This window comes from Flavobacterium sp. 140616W15 (assembly GCF_003668995.1).
Taxonomy (GTDB): Bacteria; Bacteroidota; Bacteroidia; order Flavobacteriales; family Flavobacteriaceae; genus Flavobacterium.
The window spans coordinates 1-23,410 of record NZ_CP033068.1; the positions used below are offsets into that span (position 1 = coordinate 1).

Annotated in this window: 26 protein-coding genes and 4 pseudogenes; 20 read left to right on the forward strand and 10 right to left on the reverse strand. The window is 32.1% G+C overall.

Annotated features, from left to right (window positions below):
• Positions 1 to 2 precede the first annotated feature (2 nt).
• The 17 genes and pseudogenes from EAG11_RS00005 to EAG11_RS22705 form a co-directional block, all read left to right on the forward strand.
• Positions 3 to 1,989, forward strand: a pseudogene (locus EAG11_RS00005) (FAD-binding and (Fe-S)-binding domain-containing protein); the annotation flags it as partial.
• Positions 1,990 to 2,365: 376 nt separating this feature from the next.
• On the forward strand, positions 2,366 to 2,635 hold the full coding sequence (locus EAG11_RS21985; protein ID WP_242499227.1) for an alpha/beta hydrolase family protein: 270 nt from the start codon (positions 2,366 to 2,368) through the stop codon (positions 2,633 to 2,635).
• A gap of 472 nt (positions 2,636 to 3,107) precedes the next feature.
• Positions 3,108 to 3,308 carry a hypothetical protein gene (locus tag EAG11_RS00015; protein ID WP_129537313.1) on the forward strand — a complete coding sequence of 67 codons (201 nt, stop codon included), beginning with the start codon at positions 3,108 to 3,110 and terminating at the stop codon, positions 3,306 to 3,308.
• Positions 3,287 to 3,532 carry a metallophosphoesterase gene (locus EAG11_RS00020; RefSeq protein ID WP_129537314.1) on the forward strand — a complete coding sequence of 82 codons (246 nt, stop codon included), beginning with the start codon at positions 3,287 to 3,289 and terminating at the stop codon, positions 3,530 to 3,532. Before EAG11_RS00015 ends, EAG11_RS00020 begins: the two co-directional genes overlap by 22 nt.
• 132 nt (positions 3,533 to 3,664) lie before the next feature.
• Positions 3,665 to 3,820, forward strand: coding sequence for a hypothetical protein (locus EAG11_RS21595; RefSeq protein ID WP_164998633.1), 156 nt, complete (start codon positions 3,665 to 3,667; stop codon positions 3,818 to 3,820).
• Positions 3,821 to 3,994: 174 nt separating this feature from the next.
• A complete protein-coding gene (locus tag EAG11_RS00025) occupies positions 3,995 to 4,339 on the forward strand; it encodes a PQQ-binding-like beta-propeller repeat protein (protein WP_129537315.1) in 345 nt (114 codons plus the stop codon).
• A gap of 272 nt (positions 4,340 to 4,611) precedes the next feature.
• The gene (locus tag EAG11_RS00030) at positions 4,612 to 4,962 is read left to right on the forward strand and encodes a hypothetical protein (RefSeq protein ID WP_129537316.1); all 351 of its coding nucleotides are present in this window, start codon (positions 4,612 to 4,614) and stop codon (positions 4,960 to 4,962) included.
• A gap of 190 nt (positions 4,963 to 5,152) precedes the next feature.
• A complete protein-coding gene (locus EAG11_RS21990) occupies positions 5,153 to 5,371 on the forward strand; it encodes a family 10 glycosylhydrolase (RefSeq protein ID WP_242499229.1) in 219 nt (72 codons plus the stop codon).
• 369 nt (positions 5,372 to 5,740) lie between these two features.
• Positions 5,741 to 5,971 (forward strand): annotated as a pseudogene (locus tag EAG11_RS21995) (family 10 glycosylhydrolase); the annotation flags it as partial.
• A gap of 47 nt (positions 5,972 to 6,018) precedes the next feature.
• The gene (locus tag EAG11_RS22000) at positions 6,019 to 6,336 is read left to right on the forward strand and encodes a hypothetical protein (protein ID WP_242499230.1); all 318 of its coding nucleotides are present in this window, start codon (positions 6,019 to 6,021) and stop codon (positions 6,334 to 6,336) included.
• A 201-nt stretch (positions 6,337 to 6,537) separates the two neighbouring features.
• Positions 6,538 to 6,987: a glycoside hydrolase family 20 zincin-like fold domain-containing protein gene (locus tag EAG11_RS00040; RefSeq protein WP_129537317.1), complete on the forward strand. Its 450-nt coding sequence runs from the start codon at positions 6,538 to 6,540 to the stop codon at positions 6,985 to 6,987.
• The gene (locus EAG11_RS00045) at positions 6,978 to 7,220 is read left to right on the forward strand and encodes a family 20 glycosylhydrolase (RefSeq protein ID WP_129537318.1); all 243 of its coding nucleotides are present in this window, start codon (positions 6,978 to 6,980) and stop codon (positions 7,218 to 7,220) included. The genes EAG11_RS00040 and EAG11_RS00045 overlap by 10 nt, the downstream gene beginning before the upstream one ends.
• A 291-nt stretch (positions 7,221 to 7,511) precedes the next feature.
• Complete coding sequence (locus EAG11_RS22545) at positions 7,512 to 7,721, forward strand: family 20 glycosylhydrolase (RefSeq protein ID WP_256387089.1); 210 nt, start codon at positions 7,512 to 7,514, stop codon at positions 7,719 to 7,721.
• Between the two features lie 124 nt (positions 7,722 to 7,845).
• Positions 7,846 to 8,070 carry a family 20 glycosylhydrolase gene (locus tag EAG11_RS22550; protein ID WP_256387076.1) on the forward strand — a complete coding sequence of 75 codons (225 nt, stop codon included), beginning with the start codon at positions 7,846 to 7,848 and terminating at the stop codon, positions 8,068 to 8,070.
• Positions 8,071 to 8,592: 522 nt separating this feature from the next.
• Positions 8,593 to 8,787 carry a hypothetical protein gene (locus EAG11_RS00060; RefSeq protein WP_129537321.1) on the forward strand — a complete coding sequence of 65 codons (195 nt, stop codon included), beginning with the start codon at positions 8,593 to 8,595 and terminating at the stop codon, positions 8,785 to 8,787.
• Between the two features lie 908 nt (positions 8,788 to 9,695).
• Positions 9,696 to 9,911, forward strand: a complete 216-nt coding sequence (locus tag EAG11_RS00065; RefSeq protein ID WP_129537322.1) for a hypothetical protein — start codon at positions 9,696 to 9,698, stop codon at positions 9,909 to 9,911.
• A gap of 508 nt (positions 9,912 to 10,419) precedes the next feature.
• Positions 10,420 to 11,532, forward strand: a pseudogene (locus EAG11_RS22705) (exo-beta-N-acetylmuramidase NamZ domain-containing protein).
• Between the two features lie 100 nt (positions 11,533 to 11,632).
• On the opposite strand, the gene EAG11_RS21600 reads toward EAG11_RS22705, so the two are convergent.
• The 5 genes and pseudogenes from EAG11_RS21600 to EAG11_RS00095 all read right to left on the reverse strand — a co-directional run bounded on the left by EAG11_RS21600 (position 11,633) and on the right by EAG11_RS00095 (position 15,148).
• Positions 11,633 to 11,875, reverse strand: coding sequence for a PepSY-like domain-containing protein (locus EAG11_RS21600; RefSeq protein ID WP_164998634.1), 243 nt, complete (start codon positions 11,873 to 11,875; stop codon positions 11,633 to 11,635).
• Positions 11,876 to 12,126: 251 nt separating this feature from the next.
• Positions 12,127 to 12,569: pseudogene (locus EAG11_RS00080) on the reverse strand (PepSY-like domain-containing protein).
• A gap of 35 nt (positions 12,570 to 12,604) precedes the next feature.
• Positions 12,605 to 13,915: a cell wall metabolism sensor histidine kinase WalK gene (locus EAG11_RS00085; RefSeq protein ID WP_129537324.1), complete on the reverse strand. Its 1,311-nt coding sequence runs from the start codon at positions 13,913 to 13,915 to the stop codon at positions 12,605 to 12,607.
• Entirely contained in the window at positions 13,915 to 14,586 is a 672-nt protein-coding gene (locus tag EAG11_RS00090) for a response regulator transcription factor (RefSeq protein WP_129537325.1), read from the reverse strand. Before EAG11_RS00090 ends, EAG11_RS00085 begins: the two co-directional genes overlap by 1 nt.
• Positions 14,587 to 14,746: 160 nt before the next feature.
• Positions 14,747 to 15,148 (reverse strand): hypothetical protein, encoded by a 402-nt coding sequence (locus tag EAG11_RS00095; protein WP_129537326.1) that lies wholly within the window; start codon positions 15,146 to 15,148, stop codon positions 14,747 to 14,749.
• A 261-nt stretch (positions 15,149 to 15,409) separates the two neighbouring features.
• On the opposite strand from EAG11_RS00095, the gene EAG11_RS00100 reads away from it, so the two are divergent.
• On the forward strand, positions 15,410 to 16,360 hold the full coding sequence (locus EAG11_RS00100; protein ID WP_129537327.1) for a DUF4421 family protein: 951 nt from the start codon (positions 15,410 to 15,412) through the stop codon (positions 16,358 to 16,360).
• Position 16,361: 1 nt separating this feature from the next.
• Here the strand turns inward: EAG11_RS00100 and EAG11_RS00105 are convergent, their stop codons facing one another.
• Positions 16,362 to 17,891: an MFS transporter gene (locus tag EAG11_RS00105; protein WP_129537328.1), complete on the reverse strand. Its 1,530-nt coding sequence runs from the start codon at positions 17,889 to 17,891 to the stop codon at positions 16,362 to 16,364.
• Positions 17,892 to 17,979: 88 nt separating this feature from the next.
• On the opposite strand from EAG11_RS00105, the gene EAG11_RS00110 reads away from it, so the two are divergent.
• The gene (locus tag EAG11_RS00110) at positions 17,980 to 18,819 is read left to right on the forward strand and encodes an AraC family transcriptional regulator (RefSeq protein ID WP_129537329.1); all 840 of its coding nucleotides are present in this window, start codon (positions 17,980 to 17,982) and stop codon (positions 18,817 to 18,819) included.
• A gap of 112 nt (positions 18,820 to 18,931) precedes the next feature.
• On the opposite strand, the gene EAG11_RS00115 is transcribed toward EAG11_RS00110, so the two are convergent.
• On the reverse strand, positions 18,932 to 19,144 hold the full coding sequence (locus EAG11_RS00115; protein WP_207209613.1) for a helix-turn-helix domain-containing protein: 213 nt from the start codon (positions 19,142 to 19,144) through the stop codon (positions 18,932 to 18,934).
• Between the two features lie 86 nt (positions 19,145 to 19,230).
• On the opposite strand from EAG11_RS00115, the gene EAG11_RS00120 reads away from it, so the two are divergent.
• On the forward strand, positions 19,231 to 19,563 hold the full coding sequence (locus EAG11_RS00120; protein WP_242499233.1) for a hypothetical protein: 333 nt from the start codon (positions 19,231 to 19,233) through the stop codon (positions 19,561 to 19,563).
• Between the two features lie 69 nt (positions 19,564 to 19,632).
• Here the strand turns inward: EAG11_RS00120 and rpe are convergent, their stop codons facing one another.
• The 3 genes from rpe to EAG11_RS00135 form a co-directional block, all read right to left on the reverse strand.
• Positions 19,633 to 20,295, reverse strand: coding sequence for a ribulose-phosphate 3-epimerase (gene rpe, locus EAG11_RS00125; RefSeq protein WP_129537331.1), 663 nt, complete (start codon positions 20,293 to 20,295; stop codon positions 19,633 to 19,635).
• Between the two features lie 405 nt (positions 20,296 to 20,700).
• The gene (locus EAG11_RS00130) at positions 20,701 to 21,564 is read right to left on the reverse strand and encodes an RNA polymerase sigma factor RpoD/SigA (RefSeq protein WP_026707723.1); all 864 of its coding nucleotides are present in this window, start codon (positions 21,562 to 21,564) and stop codon (positions 20,701 to 20,703) included.
• Between the two features lie 268 nt (positions 21,565 to 21,832).
• Positions 21,833 to 22,696 (reverse strand): RNA polymerase sigma factor RpoD/SigA, encoded by an 864-nt coding sequence (locus EAG11_RS00135; protein ID WP_129537332.1) that lies wholly within the window; start codon positions 22,694 to 22,696, stop codon positions 21,833 to 21,835.
• Positions 22,697 to 23,410 lie beyond the last annotated feature (714 nt).

The window sequence follows — 23,410 nt, forward strand, 5'->3', positions numbered from 1 at the left end:
CACATTTTCATACTATTCAAGAAAGTTTAGAAGCTGTAGTTACTGCTATGAAGCATCATTTGTACACCTGTGAAATGATGGATGATACGATATTAGATTGTACCAAAACAAATAGAGAACAAGCAAAAAACAGGTTTTTTATTGTAGGAGAACCTAAGGCAGTTATCATGCTCGAAGTAGGATCGCATCATAGTATGGAAGATGCCGAATTACAGGCAGATGCCTTGATAAAAGACCTTGAGGAAAATAATTTTGGGTACGCTTTGCCTAAAATTTATGGAGCCGATATTGATAAAATAAACGAATTACGAAAAGCAGGACTTGGACTTTTAGGAAGTATTGTAGGTGATGATAAAGCAGCTGACTCTATTGAAGATACAGCTGTAGAACTAAGTGATTTGCCTAATTATATCGCTGATTTCTCTGCCATGATGGAAAGTCATGGACAAAGTGCTATTTATTATGCACATGCAGGTGCAGGAGAAATTCACTTGCGTCCAGTTTTTAAATTTAAAAACAAAAGAAGGATTACACCAATTTAGAAACATTGCTACCGAAGTGGCTATTTTTGGTGAAAAATATAGAGGTTCATTGAGTGGAGAGCATGGAGACGGAATAGTTCGTGGAGAGTTTTTACCTTTTATGATAAATTATGAATTATTAAAACGAATCAAAAGCGCTTTTGATCCAGATACAATTTTGAATGTTGGAAAAATTGTGAAGATGGATGAAAACCTTCGTGTAGAAGCGGGTAGAGTAGAGCCAGATATAAAAACAATTCAGGATTTCTCGGATAGCATGGGGATTTTGCGTGCTGCCGAAAAATGCAATGGTTCAGGTGATTGTAGAAAATTACCTTCAGCGGGAGGAACTTTATGTCCGAGTTATCGAGCTACTAGAAATGAAAAAGATACTACTCGTGCCAGAGCCAATGCGTTGAGAGAATATCTAACTCATTCAGAGAAAGATAATAAATTTGATCACGAAATTATATAAGGTATTTGAGTTGTGTGTGAGCTGTAAAGCCTGTGCAAGCGAGTGTCCAAGTAACGTAGATGTAGCGACTTTAAAATCGAGTTTTTATACCAATATCAAAAAGCAAATGGATTTTCTGTCCGCAATTCAAAACTTAATAAACTCGGGAGTATAGCACCGTCTATGACTAATTTTGTAGCCAATCTAGCTTTGGTTAAAAAAAGTATGGGAATTGCATCCCAAAGACAGGTTCCATTATTAGCGCCAACGACTTTTAGAAAATGGTACGAAAAAAATAAAAAAATAGCAGGAAGCAATTCTTTTACAAACGGAAAAGTCTATCTTTTTTGCGATGAGTTTACCAATTATTATGATGTTTCAGTTGGGATAGATGCCTATGAATTACTGACAGGATTAGGTTATGAAGTGATTGTAATAGATCACGAGGAAAGCGGAAGAGCTTTTATATCAAAAGGATTCTTGGAAGAAGCACAAGATATAGCCAATAAAAACGTGGGTATCTTCAAGGATTTAATTTCAGAAAACACAGGAATTGAACCCTCAGCAATATTAACTTTTAGAGACGAATACATTCGATTGGCAAAGAAAGCGCTGAAAAATTATCGAAAAATACATTTACTATCGAAGAGTTCTTAAGAAAGAAATTGCAACAGGAAAAATCCATTCTGGACAATTTTCGGATGTAGAAAACAATTAAAATTCACGGACATTGTCATCAAAAATCATTGAGTACTGTTGAAGCTTCATTTGCAATGCTAAACGTACCTAAAATTTATAATTCAGGTTGTTGTGTATGGCAGGTTCCTTTGGATATGAAAAAGAGCATTACGAAATCAGTATGCAAATGGGTGAAGATACTTTGTTCCCAAAGATACGTTCAACCAAACAACTGCAATTGCAGCTGCAGGAACGAGTTGCCGCCATCAGATTTTTGACGGAACCAATAGAAAAGCAATGCATCCAGTGACGATTTTGAGGGATTGTTTGAAATAAATTTCTCGAATATAAATTTTATATTTTGTCAAAAGGTATCAGAAATAAAAAATCTCATACATTTTGAAGAAAAGCTATTGCCTTTTTTAACCAAAAGAAACTATAATTCTATGAAAAAAACAATCTATATAGCTCTCTTAGTTTTCGCATTTTTTTCTGCCAAAGCAGCCAAGATTGATACTATACAAGTGTTTAGTACTTCGATGAATAAAAATATAAACGTGTGTAGTTCCTGATAATTATAAAAAAAGCAAGAAGAAATTACCAGTAGTTTATCTGCTTCATGGGTATAGCGGAAATTATGCAACTTGGGTAAAAAGTTTTAAAGAGGTTGGGCAACTGGTTGATAAATATGGATTTATAGTAATAGGCGTTGATGGAAATTTTTGATAGTCCGATTGACACAACTTTTAAATATGAAACTTATGTCATTGATGAGCTAGTTCCTTTCATAGACAAAAATTACAAAACGATTACAAGTCGTGAAGGCCGTGCTATATCAGGTCTTAGCATGGGCGGACATGGCGCATTGTATCTTTCGTTTAAGCATCAAGAAGTGTTTGGAGCTGCAGGGAGTATGAGCGGAGGAGTAGATTTTCGTCCATTTCCTGAAAAATGGGATATAAAAAACGATTGGGTTCTATAACAGTTAAACACAAATTAGTAGAAAGTAATAAGCTAAATCTTATATTGATTGTGGTGTTGATGATTTTTTTATTGACGTAAACAGAGAACTTCATACAAAGATGCTCAGTCTAAAAATAAATCATGACTATATAGAACGTCCAGGGAAACATAATATTGAATATTGGGAAACTCCTTAAATTTCAATTACTGTTTTTTAATAATTTTTTTAATAGTTTGTGAAATAAGTTCAAAGGGACAGAGAAAAAAAGGTTCAAAGGTTCCCTATTGATATGCATATAAACGCATCGCAGTGCGTCTAACATAAAGGATTAAAAGATTTTTTTTACCACGAATTCAATCTGCTAAATCTGCTAAATCTGCGTGAGAAAAAGGTTCAAGGGTTTATAGATACGCATATTAGGTGTACAGTGTAGATACCCACCGCAGTGCGTCTAACACAATAATAACAACCAATAGATTAATAATTGCTTATGAAACATTCACTTTCCATAATATTATTGCTTTTTATAATTGCATCAGGGTTTTCTCAAAAGACAGAAAAATCAGAAAATATTAAGTTTGTACAACTTACAGATTTGCATGTTTCAGTGGGGAACGAAAATGATTTTTTACTGCAAATATTAAAAGAAATTAATAATTCGGATAATGAATTTGTTGTACGGGGGATTTAACAAATCGTGGTGCAGATGATGAACTAAAACAAGTACATTCTATTTTGGGCAATTTAAAAATTCCGTATTATGTAATTTCTGGAAATCATGAAACAAATTGGAGCGAAAGTGCTGGTTTGACTTATAAAAAAATATGGGGCGACGATCGATTTGTTTTCTCAAAAGGAGATTACCTTTTTATCGGATTTCCGTGTGGACCATATATGAAAAAGATGGGAAGATGAAGATGTTGGTTAATAAAACACTAAAAGACAGTCTTAAAAATAGCAATAAAAAGTTCTGAAATTATCCACTAGATAATAGTGTTTATAAGTTCTTTCAGTTTTAGAAAATACCCAACAGTTGCAAGTGTGGTCATGGTTAAAAAATATGATTTTTCAGGATTGAGTGGTATCATGGGAGCATCTATTACTTCTCGCGATGGTAAAACAAGAAGTTATAACGAGGTAATCATCAATAACGATAGTATTAGTATTTATCAGAAAGAGATAGCAAAAACAAGGTGTTTTTAAATTTTCAGTTCCTACTAAACCTTCAAAAATTGAAATTCCAAAAGATAATTTAGAAACTAATTTCTCTCATTCATAAAAGATATTGCATCAGTTTATAGTTCCATGTTTTGATAAAAAAAGTCTTTATTTTACTAATTCTATTGGTGAGATACAATCGATTAATTTGAAAATAAAGTGCTGAATTGGAAAACAGAAACAGGAAACGCGATCTATTTCTCACCAATTATTGTAAAAAATATTCTTGTTATTGGTACGATAGAAGGAAACTTGTTAGGATTTGATGCAGCGTCTGGTAAACAAAAATGGAACATACCAGTTGGCGGAGTATTGGTAGGTTCACCAATTGCAGAAAACAATAAAATTTATACAGCAAGTTCAACAGCTTTTATTTGCATAGATGCTGTTAGTGGTAAGGTAATTTGGAAGAATAACTTGCCACAATCGTATTCGCAAGGAACTCCTTTAATACAAGATGATAAAATTATTTTTGGAGCATGGGATAAAACTTATTGGAAATAATAATGGAAATGAAAAGCAAGTTTTGTATTCAGCAGGAAATATAAATGTAGTCTCATCAAAAAATAGACTTTATTTTGTGACACCCGAACGATTCTTAAAACACTTTTAAGAACCTCCAAATGGAAAGTTAGAGAATCGAAAGTCAAGATGGAAAGTGGTTTTATGCAAAAACAATGAATGGGGAACTTTTGAGATTGCCCCTTAATGATAATTTAGAATTAACGGAGAAAATTTGATTAATCAAAGTAAAGTTTTGGACTTAAAGCTTGGATATGAACACAATCCTGCACCATATTTTGAAAACAACAATAAATATACATAGGAAGCCGAAAGGGAAGTTTGTTATTGTAGATGCAGGGAAATTTGAGATTCTAAAACAAATTAATTTAGGAAGCTCCAGCATAAATGGATTTTCAATTGATGATCAAGGAAGAGTATGGACATCGCTTATAGAAGGAGGAATATATTTTAGAGTAAGTTGTTTCGTCGAAATGACAATATTGGGGAAAAACTTTCGAAAGTTGCGGTTGTTTTTTTATCATGACCCGAGTGAAAGCAAACAGGATAAGCAATTACATGAATTAAATCTGCTTAATCTGCCAAATCTGCGAGAGAGAAAATAAAAGATTATATAGATTAAATGAAACCTTTGCGAGCTCTGCGGTTAATTTTTTGCCACAGATTAAAGGATTAAATAGAAAGCTTTGCGGTTAAATCCTCCGCTAAAGAAATATATATATTAACAAACCAAAAATAGAATTTATGAAACCTTAAAAATTTTAATTCTAGTATTGCTGATTCAAGCCAATCTTTTTGGACAACAACCAGCAAAAAGAGAAATGCGGGCCGCTTGATACCGTCGATAATATAGATTGGCCATCAAAACCAGGGCTTTCAGAAGAAATGAAAGCTGAAATGATAACAATTTTAGATAATTTACGATCATATAATCTAAATACAGTAGTTTTTCAAATTCGTCCTACGGCCGATGCTTATTATAAATCTACAAAAGAGCAGCGTCACATTGGATAACTGGAACGCAAGGAGTGGCACCCGTTAATGATAGATGAAGCAGGAAAAAGAGGGATGAGTGTTCACGTTTGGCTAAATCCATATCGTGTACAGAAAGACACAACCAAGGATGTACTTTCCAAAAACATTTGTATTTTAAGAAACCAGAGTTATTCCTTACTTACGGAAAAACTAGATATTTTAATCCGGTTACAAAAAACCAGAGATTTGTAGCTTCAGTAGTGGGCGAAATAGTTCGAAATTATGATATTCAGGCGATACATATGGATGATATTTTTATCCATATAAAAATGAAAAGAATTCCCAGACCAAGTTGCATTTGCCAAAGAACCTCGACAATTTAAAGACAAAGACGATTGGAGAAGAGACAATGTCGATTTAATAATCAAGCAAATAAGAGATACAATAATTGCAAATAAACCAGAGGTCGAATTTGGAATTTCACCTTTTGGGGTATGGCGAAATATAGCAAGAGATTCACAAGGATCAAATACTATGGCAGGAGCAACAAATTATGATGATTTGTATGCTAATATCTTAAAATGGCAGAAAGAAAATAGACTATGTAACACCTCAACTGTATTGGCACATTGGTTTTGATAGAGCAAATTTTGAAGTTTTAGCAAAATGGTGGGCAGAACACAAATATGGAGCAAATGTATATCGGTCATGGAGAGTATAAGATTTCCAAAACATCAAAAGAAGTAGAATGGAGAAGTCCTGATCAAATTGTAAAACAAATAGAAATGATTAGAGCCTTACCATTGATAGATGGTTCTATGCATTTTACGGCAAATGTATTTAAAAGGATGGGAGATACACTTAGAAAACCTATTATCGAAAAACAATATAAATATATCGCATTAACACCCGAAGCAAATAGAATCACAAGAATAAAACCGCCAAATAAGTGCTTCGATTACTCAAAGAGGAAAAAGGACAGCTTACTTGGAAGGCAGGATTAAACAATAAAAAATTTGTGATTTATAGATTTCCGAAAAATAACCGATTTCTCTAATCCAGAGAATTTACTACGTAACCACAGCTACAAAATTAGAAATACCAAATGCTAATTTTGAAAACTATATCTATGCTATTACCGCTTTGAGTACCACACAAACGGAAAGCATTCCAATACAATTTTAACAAAAAAAAAACCAGAAAAGATGAAAAAAAACATGCTACTAATTGCCGTTTTCTTGAGTTCCTTGAATGTATTACAAGCTCAGAAACTGGCGCAGCCAGTAAAAATAGAACAGAAAGGAACATTTGTAATTCCATCATCGGTACAAATTGTTGTAGATAAAAAAATACAAAAGAGTGCAGATTATATAGGAAGTAATTTTCTTAAAAATACAGGAATTAAACCGATTGTTTCTATTGGGAAAGGTAATAAAAGAGACGGAATATCATTTTTAGTAGATGAAAAAATAAATCTTCCTAATGGTTATGAATTGAGCGTAACTAAAAAAGGAGTTCTCATAAAAGGAAAATCCACAAATGGAGTCATAAATGGACTTCAAACTTTATTGCAGATTTGTTCAGCCAAAGAGGTGAAAAAAGGAACAATACCATTTGTGAAAATAGAAGATTATCCTCGTTTTGAATGGCGATGATGCTTGATGTATCAAGACAGTTTTTTGATAAGGAAACAGTTAAGAACTACATTGACTGGTTGGCAGCACATAAGATGAATGTTTTTCATTGGCATCTTACTGATGATAATGGTTGGAGAGCCGAAATTAAATCAATGCCAGATTTAACTTTAAAAGGAGCTTGGAGAGGACCAGGCGAAGTATTGTTGCCATCGTACGGTTCAGGAAACAAACGTTATGGCAAGCCGATATGAAAGAAGTGGCGTATGCAGCAGCTCGTGGAATCTCAATTATGCCAAATTGAAATCCCTGGACATTCTCGTGCAGTAACAGCAGCGTATCCAGAAATAGGATGTGTTACAACTCAGGAAACAAAAAGTGTTCAGGGAGAAGTAAAAAATGTATGGTGTAGGACGCGAAGAAAACTATCAAATTTTAGATTCTATTATTAGGGAGGTCTCAGAAATATTTCCTTTTGATTATATTCATGTTGAGATGAGGTAAACAGAGCCAATTGGGAACATTGCCCAAAATGCCAGGCTTTGATGACGAAAGAAGGATTTACAGATAGTTTTCAGCTTCAGAATTATTTCTTTAGAAGAGTTCAAACCATTGTCGATAAATATCATAAAAAAACAAATGGCTGGAATGAAATTTTAAAAGGTGGAGAGATAAATCCAAATACTTTAATTAGTGCTTGGCAAGGAATAAACTACGGAATCGAATCGGCTAAAGAGGTTATGAAACCATTATGATGCCCGGACAATATTTATATTTTGATATGGCACAATCGGAAAACGAGCGAGGTCATCGCTGGCTGCAATCACTTATTCATTCGAGCCAATTCCAGATAGTGACTTAACTCCTGAGCAGCAAAAATTGATAAAAGGAGTACAAGGAGCTTTGTGGAGCGAATATCTTCGTCCGACACGATTTATGGAATATCAAAGTTACCCAAGAATTAGTGCTTTGTCAGAAATAGGATGGTCTAAAAAGGAATACAAAAACTGGGATGATTTTTATAGCAGGTTAACCAATAGTCATTTACAACGTTTGGCCAATATGGGAATTGCTTTTAGAGATTTTCCACTACAGCAATTATAAAGTGGAATATACAGAACACACCTTATGAAGGAGCGGTTGTACGTTATGATGCGCAAGGAAACGAGCCTACAAGACAATCACCATTGTATACAACCAATTCAAACAAGATATGAGCAATACCAATTCGTACTTTTTTAATGACGATACAGCAAGTCCAGCAGTAAAGTAGAGAAACTACCAGTAGCAACTTGACTACTTCAAAAGTGGAAACCTTAACTATTCAGAGGATATTTCGGAGAATATTGACAAAAAAGGAATTTGTATTTAACTTTTAACCCAATAGCTGATGGAACAAATAATGGGTAATAAGAGCAGTTTCGCTTTTGAAAACGATAAATTAATACAAAGTATTCTGAAGATAGGATTAATCAAAACCTCGTTGCGATTGTGATTGATAATTATAATGATAAAACACATATCGTTTAGAGTTACCGTTGAAAATAAGAAGCAAAAGAATCTGCTGCAAAAGTAAATTTCAATTGCTCACCTTATATAGAACCTGAGGTAAAAGTAACCTCATCTATGGTTGAAAACCCGAAATTTCCATTCACAAGATTAGAAGATTATAATATAGAAAGCTATTTGCGTACAGATGCTCCGTGTGCAAATGGAGACTGGATTTTATACACTTTTACTAATCCAGTTACTTCTTCTAAAATTGATGTATTGACAGGATTCCGCATCATCCTAGATTTATTATCAACGATGGGCATGTAGAATATTCGTATAACGGTATTGATTTTGAAAAAGGGATAGTTTTGATTATGGAAATGCTTCCATATATCCAAAGCAACCTGTAAAAGCTGTGAAGATTGATTACAGGAACAAATAATGAGCCTATTATGCAGGTCAGGATTTAAGAATTTATCCTTAAGAGGAATGAAGAAAATAGGAGTTAGAATCGTACCTGTTTTTTGATCCTTTTAGGATTAGTTGCCATTCCCTAAAAAACACAAAAGAGCCTTTGATACAAACCGAAATGAAGCTTACATTGATTCAATGGTGAATAATGCACTTCAAAAAGGATTTTTCCCAGGAGCACAAATTATTGTAGAAGCAAAGACTCAGTCTTTGTATTGAAAAATTATGATATCATGATTATTCAAAAACTGAATTAGTAAAAACAATGATGTGTACGATCTAGCTTCTATGTCTAAAGTTTTGGGTGCAACTTTATAGCAATGCATTTAGTTGGAGAAATAAAATAAGCTTAGAAGACAAACTGGGAGATGTAGTTGGCGTGTATAAAAATACTGCTATTGAAATTTAACTCTTTTTGAATTGTTGACGCATACTACGGGGTTAAAATCAGGATTGTTTTTTATCAAGCTTGCTTTCTACCTCAAACGGATTGCCGTTGTTGAGTAGTCAGCAATCAGAGGATTATACAGACTCATTTGATAATATGCATGTAAATAATAATATTATTTACGATGCTAAGTATTGACATTTGAACCCAAGGATAATTATATTCAGATTTATAAAATATGTGGTTGAATCCCGAATTCTATAAACAGTTTATGATAAAATAGCTTTGGCGAGTACGAATCCTAGAGTAATTATTTATACAGCGATTTAAATTTGATTCTTGCACAACAGATGATGGAAGCAAAACAGGTTGAAGCTTGACGAATTGGCAAAGAGATTTACAGCGAATTAGGTATTTTAAAATTGGATATAATCCTCTAAAATGGACTCAGAACAAGATATTATTCCAAGAAGTTGATAATTTTTTCAGAAAGGATACGATTAAAGGATATGTGCATGATGAGGCAGCAGCCATTTTAGGAGGAGTTTCGGAAATGCAGGGTTGTTTGCAAATGCAACATCAATCTCGGTAATATGCCAAATGTTGCTTAATAAAGGAAAGTATCAGGGAAGCAAATTTTAAAAGCAAAGGTAGTTGCACGTTTACAAATCACCTCTTGCTAAAAGGGAATTTATCGAGGACTTGGTTTTGATAAACGAAAACCAGATGAGTTTTATGAGAAAACAATTTTGGCATACAGGATTTACAGGAACGTTTTTCTTTTAAATCCCAATAATGATAGGTTTTTGATTATCCTTACCAATCGCGTAAATCCTACCAGAACCAATAAATTAATGTATAAAGATGATTTTAGCCCGAAGATCTGGAAACAAATAAATAATTAAGAAAGATTAGCCACAGATTATAAAATTTAAATTAAATCTGCCAGAATCTGTAAAATTTGCATGATACAATTTATTATAATGTAAATCTCCAAAATCTGCGAGAGGCAAAAATTAGTGATAAAAATAATCCTTTACTCTCGATAGCTATCGGGAGTAGCAAAAAATAAATAAACTCTATGAAAAACTAACCATAATATGCGTACTAATTACAACTGTTTCTTTTGCGCAAAAATAAAGACAGGAGCAGAAAATTATACTGAATATTTGCCTTTACTAAAAGGAAGACTATCGGTATAGTAACCAATCAAACAGGAATTATTGACAAGAAAACCCATCTTGTTGATTTTTTGGTTGAGAAAAAAGTAAAGATAAAACCATTTTTGCACCAGAGCACGGCTTTCGAGGACAGCCGATGCAGGCGAACACGTATCTGATGAAATCGATTCAAAAACAGGTTTGTCGATTGTTTCCCTTTACGGAAAAAACAACAAACCAAGTGGAGAACAATTAAAAGGAATTGATGTCATGATTTTGATTTACAGGATGTGGGACAAGGTTATACACATACGTTTCTACAATGCACAGAATAATGGAAGCATGTGCAGAGAATAATGTCCCGTTGATAGTAATGGATCGGCCAAATCCAAATATTGTATTGTAGATGGACCAGTTTTGGATATTGTTTTTAAAAGTGGGATTGGGATGCATCCAACACCTTTGCTTCACGGATGACTCTGGGTGAAGAAGCCAAAATGATTAATGGAGAAAAATGGTTAAAAGATGGATTCAATGTGAACTTACGGTTATTCCGTGCTTAAATTATGACAGAAGTATGAGTTATAGTTTGCCTGTACGACCTTCTCCAAACTTGCCTAACGACCAATCGATTAATTTATATGTTAGTTTGTGTCTTTTTGAAGGAACTAATGTGAGTATGGGACGCGGAACCGAAAAGCAATTTCAGATTTATGGATCTCCATACTTGCCCAAAAGTGACTTTGCATTTACTCCCAAGCCTAATTTTGGGGATAAAGACCCTCTATATAATGGAGTAGAGTGTAATGGAGAGGATTTATCGGCAATACCTAAAATAGATAAACTAGAAATCAAATGGTTGATTAAAGCATACCAAATAACATCGGATAAATCTAAATTTTTTGATAAAAGAAAGTTCTCAATACGAGCAGGAAATGAAAAATTACAACAGCAGATAGAAGCAGGAACCTCCGAAGAAGAGATAAGAAATAGTTGGAAAGAAGGTTTACAAGCCTTTAAAAAATGAGAAAGCAGTACTTAATTTATAAATAAAAATAATAAAGCCTATAAAAATGTTTTTTAGTTTTTAATTTTTGTTGGTAAATAAATACCGCCTCTAACCATGAGGCGGTATTTTGCTTTTAATCAATCTTTATTTATCTATTCGGATAAAATTTCCTTCAAGATCAAATACAAGTTCCAGATTATTAGAAAGTTCTATTTCGATATGAGTTTTTTCGTTGTCTATAGCTGTTACAGATTGATTAGGATAATTTTCCTTTACATAAGTATTGATTTTTTCAGGAATTAATTCAACAGGAATTGCTTGGTTATTTCCATCGATATCAACCCATTTTCCGTTTATATCAAAATCAATTTCAAAATTATTACTCAATAAAACATCATATACAGAACCATCAGAATCAGGAATGTTTTGCTTTTTTATTAGTTTATAAGTAGCAGTAGGGAAATATGAGGTAACAAATGTTGTTGCTGGTTGAGGTAAGTCTTTAGCGCTAATTACAGATTCGTAGTCATTATCATTATCATCATCACTACTACAAGATGTTGCTGAGAATAAAGCGTTAAAGCAATAAAGCCTGATAAGATTATTTTTTCATGATTAAAGTATTAAATTATTGATTCTTAATTATCGATTCTTATAAAATTACCTTTAGAGTTAAATTCTAGCTCTAAACCGTTACTTAAGTTTACTTCGTAACCCCAAGTACCTTTGTCAATTTTGGTTATTGTTGTATTGGCAAAATTGGTATTTATGTAAGATACAATTTTTTTGGAATTACAGATATAGGAATAGCCTGATGATTTCCATCTACTTCTTCCCAATTTCCTTTTCCATCAAATTCAACTTCTAAATTATTAGCAAACTGAACTTTGTAGTCTTTAGAGAACATTTCTTTGTCCTCAATTATATAAGTAGGCTCTTGTCCTGCAAAATGGGTTTTTAAAAAAGATTGAGCATTTGCAGGTAGTGCAGTTTTAGTGATTACTGTTTTTTGTGCATTTGCAGAAAGTCCAAATGCTAATCCTGCTATTAGGCACATAGCCAAGTTTAATTTAGTTTTCATAATTATTTATTTTTAATTCTAATGCAAGTGTACAACTAGAATTTGGAAACAATTAGGAAAAACATAGAAAAAAGACTACTTTTAGGAAAGTTGATTTTGAATTGATGATTTCCCGTAAATGAATATTCTATAGTAATCGAATAGTTATTTATGATTGATTTTACAATAGATAAACCTAAACCAGTAGATTCATTTGTTGTGGTATGGCGATAGAATCTTCCGAAAATTAATTCAGAATTTAAAGGAGGATTATTTCCAGTGTTCGAAATTATGATGTCATTCTTATTTATTATGAAATTCACAAAACCATCTGGATGATTATGTATTATGGCATTTTTTAATAAATTACTAATCAATGCAATTGCCAATCCTTTGTTCATCATAAAATATAACGAATCATTTTCTACGACTGTTATTTTTACTTTTTTGAAATCAGCCAAATCTGTGTAGTCGTCAATTAGTAATAAAATGAGTTCATTAAAGTTAACATTTTCTTCTTCCGAATACTGTTGATTCTCTATTTTGGATAACATTAATAACGATTTATTCAACCTTGTTAAGCGAGTTAAGGTATCGGTTATTTTTCCTATTTCCATCATTTGTTCATCAGGAAGAACGGTATTTTCGGCAAATAACTCGAGTTTGTTAATGCTAATTGCTAGTGGTGTTTGTAGTTCATGAGAAGCATTCTCTATAAATTGTTTTTGACTAGAATAAATTGTTTCATTGCGATTTAGCATTTTTTCTACTTCTTTTGCTAAGATATTGAATTCATCGATAGGAGAATTTATAGGTTTTAATCGGCTGCCAGTTCCTAATTTAATTTCTTTAAGATTATCTAAAATGATATGAAACGATTTCCATATTTTTTTTAACAACAAGTGGTTTACTGCCAATATACTAATTACGAGCATAACATATAAACCAATTAAAGCAAGCAGTAAATCTTCTAGTAATTCATCTTCTTCAACGATTGATGCTTTTATAATTAGTTCATGAGGATTGCCTTTATCATCATTAAATATAGTTTTTAATGTCCTGATAGGTTCGTTATCATTATCATATTCCATGAATTCCTTAGAAGTAGAAAACTCATCTTTTCGAGAATAATTACCTTTTGGTAATGGTTTTATAGTAAACTTGTTGATACCAAATTCTGGAGAATTTAATAATTTTTTGTCGGCAAAAGTGTGACGGATAATAATAATCTTAGAGTTTTTTAAATCATCATCGATATTATCATGTACTTCATCTAAAATCAGCATATAAAAAATCCCTGCCCAGATTGGGATTACAATAAGAAGCGTAAGTGCCAGATAACGAAGGGTATAATTTTGTAATTTCATTAATTCATTTTGTATCCAATTCCGTAAACTGCTTGAATATCAATTTCGGCATTACTGTCTTTTAGTTTTTTTCGCAAATTTTTAATTTGTGAATATACAAAATCTAAATTGTCTGCCTGATCGGTGTGGTCGCCCCAAACATATTCGGCTATCGCAGTTTTATTAATTAATCGGTTTGGATTTATTATAAAATAGTAGAGTAAGTCAAATTCTTTTCTGTTTAAGATTAGTTCATTATTATCTATGGTAACGGTTCGTTGTTCAGGGCAAAGAGTTACGTTCTTCCAAGTAATAAAATTATCTCCATTATAATTATTTCTGCGAATAGCTGATTTTATTCGTGCATGTAATTCTGACAAATGAAAAGGCTTACTTAAATAATCATCAGCTCCTAAGTTTAAACCTTTTACTTTATCATCAACAGCATCTTTTGCTGAAATAATAATAACTGCACTTTGTTTTTTTTGTCTTTTTACTTCCAGAAGTAAGTCAAGGCCATTCCCGTTTGGTAGCATGATATCAATTAGAATACAATCGTAATCATATGCGCCTAGTTTGTCTAATCCAGAAATATAATCATATGCCGTTTCGACAATATATTTTTCTTTTTCAAGTGATTGTTGTACCACTTCACGTAAACCAGCCTCATCTTCTATTATTAAAATTTTCATGTTCTCTCTGTTTTATGTAATTCAAAAGTATGAATACCAATCAAAATAAAACTGGATTTCTGGAAACATTTAGGAATAAATAGTTTTGTTAACTTCCTTTTTTAAAATAATGCAAGACATAATAATACTGATTTATACTTTTATAGAAGTGTGTAATTTATTAATTAATATCTATGTCGACTCGATGTTTGTGTAAAAAACCATGTTTGTTGTCTTTTAAGAGTTTTTTTACAGACTCTGGAGTTTTATAAATAGTTTTGATGTTTTTAGTATCAAACTCAATAGTATTTACTGAATTTGAAAAATCATCAATTATAGGATCAGACCAAACTCCAGCTCCAAAAGATATTTTTACAGTATTTTTTTGTTTTAGATTGAAGACAATAGAATCTCCATTTGATTTGTCTTTTATAACACTCGAAGTGTAACTTTTAGCTTCTGGATTTAGATTGATTTTAATTTTAACATCTGAATCGGTTTTGTTTATGAAATTAAGATTTCTTATTGGATCACAACTGGTTAATAGAAGACAAAAAAATAATAGAATTATTGATTTAATCATAATGTAAGTATTTAAGATGCTAATTTAATTGTAATATGAAAATAAAACGAGTTCAATAAATTATAAAAGTATAATGATAAGCTGTTTTTTGAGTAAAGTTGAATTCATTTATTAAATTATTGCAGTGTTTAATTCGCAGAAATCACATATTTAAAGTATGTATAAAAGATATATGATTTAATTAAGAGGTGTAGTTTTTATATTTTCTAAAGAATACTTTTGCGTAATAATAAGGGGCAATAAATTCCGTTTTATAGCATAATGAAAACATATTTTTATTTTTTACTTTTATTTATTCTTCCTTATTTTAGTCAAGCTCAGGTTAAGGTTGATACTTCTTATATTAAACCATTTGAAAATCATCTTTCTATTCGAATATATCAGTCGATGAAGTTTATTTCTATGGAACAAAACATAGGAGGCGAGACAAAGAAATTTATGCCAAATACACCAATGAATTTAGGTTTTGGAGTGTCTGTAAATAACACTATAATTAATTTAAGTTATGGATACGGCTTAAATTTTATGAAGGATAAAGATAAAGGGAAAACGAAAGCATTAGATTTTCAAATTCATAATTATGGGCGAAAGTTTATAATTGACCTTTTTGTTCAAAAGTATCGTGGATTTTATACTGCTGATGATAATGATAAAAACATACAGCTATACCCAGATTTAAAAATTCAGCAATATGGAGCATTTGGGCAGTATGTTTTTAATAACAAGAAATTCTCTTATAAAGCAGCTTTTAATCAAAATGAAAGGCAATTAAAAACCGCAGGAAGTTTTCTCCTTGGAGGTGGAATTTATTTTACAAAAATAGATTCAGATAGTTCTTTTGTACACAAGGATAAGAACTCATTACGGAATTTTCAGTTTGGTGTAAGTGGAGGTTATGCTTATACTTGGGCGATTAATGAAAAGTGGTTTGCTAGTGGTTCAGCAACAATGGGAGTTAATTTTGGGACTGAAAAAATAAATGATTTTGGTAAAAAAAAGATAGAAGTCTATCCTACATTCTTTCCAAGAGTTGCAATAGGATATAATAAAGAAAAATGGTCGCTAGGCTTATCCTATGTTAATAATCTTATCTTTTCTTCATTTTCTGATAATAATACTAGTAACATAGGATTGTCCTCTGGAAATTTTCAGATTGCCTACATATGGAGGCTTGATTCTAATCCTTTTTGGGGTAACAAAAAGGCAGATTAAGTTATCTGTCACTATTCCTAGGATTGAAAAGTTTATAACTCATTAATGCTAAAATCCATACACCAAAACCTCCATATAATAAGACTAGGTCAAAGCCATGAGCAAGAGCGTCATGTACAATTTTCCCTGAAGAATCTAAGGTTGCAAGCTCAGGAAAATCTTGATTGAGAGAAGAAAAATTTCCTACAGCTATTTTTTCTGCTATCGAGCGTAAAATTTCTGGTTCTAATGCTTTTGAAAAAGAAGTTGTTAAATGAGATAAGATTCCTTCAACTAATATAACTCCCATTAAAGCAATATTAAGAGATAACGTAATCATTCGGGCGCTCATGTCTATACCAGAGGCCATACCAGCTCGATTACTTGAAACTGAACCTGTGGTTGTATTAGTTACAGGAGTATTGGTTAAACCTAGTCCGATACCAGCCAATAGGGAACCGGGTAGCATTGTGATCCAGCTAGCATTTTCTGCAATGCTACCATATCGCATCATGATAAAACCTAATCCAAGAATAAATAGTCCTAAAGGAATTACAATGCCAGAGCGATATTTAACCGAAAGATATTCAGCAAATGGAGGAATAAATAAAGTTGGTAAAGTATAAGCAAGCAAAGAAAGTCCTACTGTAACAACATCATAACCCAAATAGCTTTGAAAATAAATTGGCAAATAAATTATAAAGGGCCAAAAACTAAAATTCATGCCTATAGAACCAAATATAGCTCCTGAAAAAGTATTGATTTTAAATACTGAAAAATCAAACATGGGATAGGGAGTTGTTTTTTCGACCCATATAAAAAGGATCAAACTTATTAAGGCAATAAGTATACTAGCTAGGGCAATTGGACTTAAGAACCCTAAATTTGGGCCTTGGGTAATGAAATAAGTGAGTCCGAAAATAGAGATAGATAATGTAATCATTCCCCATATATCTAATTTTTTGGTTTCAGAATCTTTTGATTCATTTACAGTGCTATAAACAAGAAAAGCAGCGATAATAGCTATTGGAACATGAATTAAAAACACCCACTGCCATGATAACAAAGCTAGTATTAAACCACCAATAATAGGGCCAAAACCTAATCCGATACCAAGGATAATTCCCCAAGCACCAAATGCTTTACTACGCTCTTTACCTTCCTGAAATTGATATGATAAAGTGGCTACTTGACAAATAAGCATAGCCCCACCGCTTATCCCTTGAAAGAATCGACTAATAATTAATACCGCTGTATTTTGTGCTAAACCACAGATTAGGGAGAAAACACCAAATAAAAGTAATGTGATAATTAAAATGTGTTTTCGACCATATCGATCCGCTAAGGTTCCAGCAACCATTAAAATAGCAGTACAGCCAATGGTGTATATATTCATTATCCATTGCATGTCTCTGAGATTGGCATTTAGCACTTTTTCGAGAGTTGGTAAGATTACAGGAACACTTGAAATTTCTAAAGAGAACATTAGATTAGCTAGACAAATCGCGATTAAGGCAATTGTATTTTTGTTTAAGTTGAATTTTTGCTTCATTATTTTGTATTATTTATATAAAGCAAAATTAAACTGAGTAATGCTATTTTTTCAGTATAATTTTATGATAATAAAGTATCTTTACAAGATGAGAAAAGAAAATATGCATCAATCTGTTGAGGTGATTTATAAGAAGATCAACGAATGTCCGATTGTAGATTCTAAATTCAGTTTCTTTCAGATGGTTTATGTAGTTTCCGGAAATGGGTTTCTTCACATTAATGGCAATCGTATCTCTTATCAAACAGGAAATTTAATGTTACTTACGCCAAATGATTTCCATAAGTTTGATACTGTAACGACTACTGAGTTTTTATTAGTTAAGGTTAATAGTGAGTATGTAAAAGAATATAAGTCGAAAAGTATTGACCATATCGAATGTTTATTGCATTATGCGACACATTTGTCAGGTTGTATTTTAAAAAATAAAGCCGATGAGTTCCTTGTTAGGTCTATAGCCGAATCTTTAATACATAGTATAGAAAATAAAGATATTTATGATGAAGATTTAGCTTCTCATTATGTAAATGCATTGATTGTAATTGCTGCGAGAAATCTAGCAAAGATAAAACCTGTTGGTATAAAAGAAAATGCAGATAAAAGAATCCTTGAAATCATTAATTATATTCAGGCTAATATTTTTTGTCCTCAAAAATTAAAGGCTTCAGCTATAGCAGAGAAATTTGATATATCTAATACGTATTTAGGGAGTTATTTTAAGAATCATTGTGGGGAAACGATTCAGTCTTTTATCTCAAATTATAAAATTAGATTGATAGAACATCGATTAAGTTTTAGTGATATGAGGATCAATGAAATTGTAGATGAATTTGGTTTTTCTGACGAAAGTCATCTCAATAAATTTTTTAAGAAACACAGAAACATTAGTTTAACTGGTTATCGAAAGGCAAAAACTTTGATGAACTAATATGATTAAATTGTTTTTTTACACAATTTTGGCTACGCTAGTTGATGAAGTAATTACACGAATTTTAACGAATGATAGTATGCGAATTCTTTCCGTGGCCACTAGGTCTTTTTTAAAACTTAAATAATTCTATATAATCTACTTGTAGGGCATTGCATACTTTCTCTAAAGTTGAGAGCGTTGCATTAGCATTTCCTTTTTCTAATCTTGACATATTACTTTTTTCAAAATTGCATTTTGCTGCTAAATCCTGTTGAGAAATATTTTTCTCAATTCTAATTGTTTGAATTCGTTTTCCGACTTTTTGTTGTAAGCTCTGTTCCAAAATAGATTATCTTTTATGATAATTCAAATTTTGTCATATATTTGCCTAAACAGGTTATCTTTTATGATAACTATAAAAATAAAATTATGGAAGCACATGAAATTATGAAATCGGAGGATTTTAGACAATTAATCGACAGATATTTCACGACAATAAAACCTGCAAATGATAAAAAGGGTGTTTGTGCCGTAGAAATCAAAGTATTAGGTTATTGCGAACTTTTATATATTATTTCTAATATGATTAAATTATGCACCTTGGCGTTAGACCATGAAGAACTTGAAATTTCAAATGGGGTTAAAGATTCATCCATCGATATTGCGTTACTACTAAAAGTAGTTACTCAGTTGCTTCCTCTAGATGAAATCGAATTGTTGGATGAGATCAATAAAATGTTTATAGCTAATTCACAGTTCTGAGTAAAATTGACAAAAAAAGCCGAAGAGATTTTATCTTCGGCTTTTGTATTTTTATTTGCTTTTGAAAATTTAAAAAGTAGTCAGTGCTTTTAAATCGGCAATTGTTGCAGTTGGATTTTCTGCTTTAAAAACAAAACTTCCAGCTACTAGAACATCAGCTCCGGCTTCTACCAATTTTTTTGCATTTTTATTGGTTACACCACCATCGATTTCTATAATAGTTGATGCGTTTTTTCTAGTGATTAAATCTTTTAGCTTTTTTACTTTAGCGTACGTATTTTCGATAAATGATTGTCCACCAAAACCAGGATTTACGCTCATGATGCAAACCAAATCAATGTCGTTGATAACATCTTCTAATAAGTCAATGTTTGTATGCGGATTTATCGCTACTCCAGCTTTCATACCTTCAGCTTTTATGGCTTGTAAGGTTCTGTGAAGATGTGTACAAGCTTCATAATGCACGCTTAATATATTTGCTCCTAAGTCTGCAAAAGTTTTAATGTATCGATCAGGGTCGATAATCATTAAGTGAACATCGATAGTTTTATTAGCATGTTTGTTTATTGCTTCTAAAACTGGCATTCCAAAAGAAATGTTTGGAACAAAAACGCCATCCATAATGTCAATATGAAACCAGTCGGCTTGACTGTTGTTAATCATTTCGATATCACGTTGTAAGTTTGCAAAATCGGCTGCAAGAACTGACGGTGCTATTAGTGTATTTTTCATTGTGTAGTTGTGTTGTTTTTGCAAAAGTAGAATTTTAACCGCAAAGATTCACAAGCTTTTATACTAAGTTAGTGAAGAAAATTATTTTTTGAAGATAGAGGGTGTTTTGCGTGAAGGATTGAGTATTTGTTTGAGCTCTTTTTTTAATGATGTAACGGAGTGTAATTATTTAAAAAAAGCGAGTACGAAAGCCTGACCTGTAGTTTTTACGGAAGGGCACGCCCAATTATAAAATGCAGTAGGGCTAGTACAAAAAAATAAAACTCCGGTAATCAGCCGGAGTTTCAATCATCAATCAAAAAACGAACAGTCAATCAAACTGTTGTTTGCGTTAAAAACATTTCAAGTTTAAGATTTCAGGTTACTCAAAGCAACTTGAAATCTTAAATCTGAAAATATATATTATTATCCTAAGTAAGTTTTAAGAATTTTACTTCTTGAAGTATGTTTTAATCTACGGATTGCTTTTTCTTTAATCTGACGTACACGCTCACGAGTTAAGTCGAAAGTTTCTCCAATTTCTTCTAGAGTCATTGGGTGTTGGTCTCCAAGACCAAAGTATAAACGAACTACATCTGCCTCTCTTGGAGTTAATGTTTCTAATGAACGTTCGATTTCTGTACGTAATGATTCGTGAATTAACTCTCTGTCTGGGTTTGGTGACTCACCTGAACGTAATACATCGTAAAGGTTTGAATCTTCTCCTTCTACAAGAGGTGCATCCATTGATAAGTGACGACCAGAGTTTTTCATAGACTCTTTTACGTCATTAACAGTCATGTCTAGTTCTTTTGCAATTTCTTCAGCAGACGGTGGGCGCTCATTAGATTGCTCTAATAATGCATACATCTTGTTGATTTTATTGATAGAACCAATTTTATTTAACGGTAAACGAACGATACGTGATTGTTCTGCAAGTGCTTGAAGAATCGATTGACGAATCCACCAAACTGCGTATGATATAAATTTGAAACCACGTGTTTCATCAAAACGTTGTGCAGCTTTGATCAAACCTAAATTTCCTTCGTTTATTAAATCAGGAAGTGTTAACCCTTGATTTTGATATTGTTTTGCCACTGATACTACGAAACGTAAATTGGCTTTTGTTAATTTCTCTAATGCTCTTTGATCACCGGCTTTAATCTTCTGTGCTAACTCTACTTCTTCGTCAGCGGTAATTAGGTCAACTTTTCCAATTTCTTGTAAATATTTGTCTAATGAAGCAGTCTCACGATTGGTTACCTGCTTGGTGATTTTAAGTTGTCTCATGTTTTTGTCTCCTCAATTTTTAAGTGTACAGTTGTTATACGTATAGAGTTGCAAAAAAGTTACAATTAAATTAAAAATATTTTAGAATAATAAATCTACGGGTTAAATTAGTTCTAAAAAAAAAGAATAAAACTCCAGTAATCAGCCGGAGTTTCAATCATCAATCAAAAAACGAATAGTCAGTCAAACTGTTGTTTGAGTTAAAAAAAGTTTCAGGTTTAAATTTTCAGGTTACTCCAAACAACATGAAACTTTAAACTAAATTGTATTACCCCAAATAAGTTTTAAGAATTTTACATCTTGAAGAATGTTTTAATCTACGGATTGCTTTTTCTCTAATTTGGCGTACACGCTCACGGGTTAAATCAAAGGTTCCTCCAATTTCTTCTAATGTCATTGGGTTTTGATTTCCAAGACCAAAGTACAAACGAACAACATCTGCCTCTCTTGGAGTTAGAGTGTCTAATGAGCGTTCTATTTCGGTGCTCAATGATTCGTGGATTAATTTTTTATCTGGATTTGGAGATTCATCAGAACGTAATACGTCGTAAAGATTGGAATCTTCTCCATCAACAAGAGGAGCGTCCATTGACAAGTGACGGCCCGAGTTTTTCATAGAGTCCTTTACGTCATGTATTGTCATATCTAGTTCTTTTGCTATTTCTTCGACAGACGGCGCACGCTCATTAGTTTGTTCTAATATTGCATACATTTTGTTGATTTTATTGATAGAACCAATTTTATTAAGTGGCAAGCGAACAATACGAGATTGTTCCGCTAATGCTTGAAGAATTGCTTGTCGAATCCACCAAACTGCGTAGGATATAAATTTGAAACCGCGTGTTTCATCAAAACGCTGTCCTGCTTTGATTAAACCTAAATTTCCTTCGTTTATTAAATCAGGAAGTGTTAAGCCTTGATTTTGATATTGTTTTGCTACCGAAACGACAAAACGCAAGTTGGCTTTTGTTAATTTTTCTAATGCATGATGATCACCGGTTTTAATCCTCTGTGCTAATTCTACTTCTTCTTCAGCGGTAATTAGGTTAACTTTTCCAATTTCCTGTAAATATTTGTCTAATGAAGCAGTCTCTCGATTGGTTACTTGCTTGGTAATTTTAAGTTGTCTCATATTTTCTCTTCTCAATTTTTAAAAGTGTACATAATGCTATGCATATGGAGTTGTAAAAAAATTACAATAATTTAGATTGCAAAAAAGTTGTTACCGCAATGAAAACCGCTGTAATTGAATATAATTGTAATCGTTAAATAATGGGATAAAAGACTTGTGTCTGTAGTTTTTTGTTTTAATAAGTAAGGGGGATTACTCTAAATTAACAAAAAACAATTTATGCAGAATTAGAATTTATTCTGAGAAAATGAGACCAAAGTTTTTTAAAAACAGCTGTTATAGAATTATATTCTATTGATGGCTATAACCCAAATATACTAATAAAAGGAGGGTGTTCCTAATGGATCGTGTAATCTGAGGTTTTAAATGGTTAAAAATCAAGTGAGTGAAAAATGATTGTGACAATGAAGTAACAAGGTTTTTTAGGAAACCATAAGATAGCAGCTTAAATCATTCGGAAAGCTTAGTAATTACATATATAATTATGTTTTTGATAAAAGAGCCAATTATGTAAAAGGGTATGAGGATATTATGCTTATTATTAGTTTTGTACCAGCAGTTTTAGTTTTATTTATCTAAAAACGAGTCCCTTATTTAAGTATAATTTGCTTTTTTTACACGAAAAACCCCAATTCAAATAAATGAATTGGGGTTTACTAGACACTTAAATCTGATAAGAATCTCTTTTTCTATCGTATTTAAATTAGAATACTA

Excerpts from the sequence above, each read along its gene's own strand:
- EAG11_RS21985 (WP_242499227.1), top strand. The coding sequence starts at position 2,366 with ATGGAAATTTTTGATAGTCCGATTGACACAACTTTTAAATATGAAACT.
- EAG11_RS00085 (WP_129537324.1), bottom strand. The coding sequence starts at position 13,915 with ATGAAATTACAAAATTATACCCTTCGTTATCTGGCACTTACGCTTCTT.
- EAG11_RS00045 (WP_129537318.1), top strand. The coding sequence starts at position 6,978 with ATGGCGATGATGCTTGATGTATCAAGACAGTTTTTTGATAAGGAAACA.
- EAG11_RS00095 (WP_129537326.1), bottom strand. The coding sequence starts at position 15,148 with ATGATTAAATCAATAATTCTATTATTTTTTTGTCTTCTATTAACCAGT.
- rpe (WP_129537331.1), bottom strand. The coding sequence starts at position 20,295 with ATGAAAAATACACTAATAGCACCGTCAGTTCTTGCAGCCGATTTTGCA.
- EAG11_RS21595 (WP_164998633.1), top strand. The coding sequence starts at position 3,665 with ATGGTTAAAAAATATGATTTTTCAGGATTGAGTGGTATCATGGGAGCA.
- EAG11_RS00060 (WP_129537321.1), top strand. The coding sequence starts at position 8,593 with ATGGTTGAAAACCCGAAATTTCCATTCACAAGATTAGAAGATTATAAT.
- EAG11_RS00135 (WP_129537332.1), bottom strand. The coding sequence starts at position 22,696 with ATGAGACAACTTAAAATTACCAAGCAAGTAACCAATCGAGAGACTGCT.
- EAG11_RS22000 (WP_242499230.1), top strand. The coding sequence starts at position 6,019 with ATGGAGCAAATGTATATCGGTCATGGAGAGTATAAGATTTCCAAAACA.
- EAG11_RS00130 (WP_026707723.1), bottom strand. The coding sequence starts at position 21,564 with ATGAGACAACTTAAAATCACCAAGCAGGTAACCAATCGTGAGACTGCT.
- EAG11_RS00105 (WP_129537328.1), bottom strand. The coding sequence starts at position 17,891 with ATGAAGCAAAAATTCAACTTAAACAAAAATACAATTGCCTTAATCGCG.
- EAG11_RS22545 (WP_256387089.1), top strand. The coding sequence starts at position 7,512 with ATGACGAAAGAAGGATTTACAGATAGTTTTCAGCTTCAGAATTATTTC.
- EAG11_RS00030 (WP_129537316.1), top strand. The coding sequence starts at position 4,612 with ATGAACACAATCCTGCACCATATTTTGAAAACAACAATAAATATACAT.
- EAG11_RS00110 (WP_129537329.1), top strand. The coding sequence starts at position 17,980 with ATGAGAAAAGAAAATATGCATCAATCTGTTGAGGTGATTTATAAGAAG.
- EAG11_RS00040 (WP_129537317.1), top strand. The coding sequence starts at position 6,538 with ATGAAAAAAAACATGCTACTAATTGCCGTTTTCTTGAGTTCCTTGAAT.
- EAG11_RS00120 (WP_242499233.1), top strand. The coding sequence starts at position 19,231 with ATGGAAGCACATGAAATTATGAAATCGGAGGATTTTAGACAATTAATC.
- EAG11_RS00100 (WP_129537327.1), top strand. The coding sequence starts at position 15,410 with ATGAAAACATATTTTTATTTTTTACTTTTATTTATTCTTCCTTATTTT.
- EAG11_RS00015 (WP_129537313.1), top strand. The coding sequence starts at position 3,108 with ATGAAACATTCACTTTCCATAATATTATTGCTTTTTATAATTGCATCA.
- EAG11_RS00090 (WP_129537325.1), bottom strand. The coding sequence starts at position 14,586 with ATGAAAATTTTAATAATAGAAGATGAGGCTGGTTTACGTGAAGTGGTA.